1 protein-coding gene is annotated in these 240 nt (G+C 61.2%); it reads right to left on the reverse strand.

The window, feature by feature from the left end:
* On the reverse strand, positions 1-240 hold a 240-nt coding region (locus G5A07_RS21675; RefSeq protein ID WP_223107846.1), incomplete at both ends, for a hypothetical protein.

Raw genomic sequence — 240 nt, forward strand, 5'->3', positions numbered from 1 at the left:
TCACTGGACGGAACTGACCGGCAGCGATTTCGACGTGCAGGTGCAGATACGCAGCGGTGGCGAACAGGTGATAGCGCGTGAATGGCCCGGCGCTGAGCTGCGCTATGGTTGCTTCTTTCGACGAATACGGGTTGTTCTGCACCGAGTTGCCGGGCTGCGCGTTCCACGCCAGGCCGTTATCGAACCCCGTATTGCCGGCGAGCTGCCATTGATTGGAACCGGCGTTGAACGACCAGTGGC

It is taken from the genome of Stenotrophomonas sp. AS012628 (assembly GCF_010608305.1).
GTDB classification, from domain to species: Bacteria; Pseudomonadota; Gammaproteobacteria; order Xanthomonadales; family Xanthomonadaceae; genus Stenotrophomonas; species Stenotrophomonas geniculata.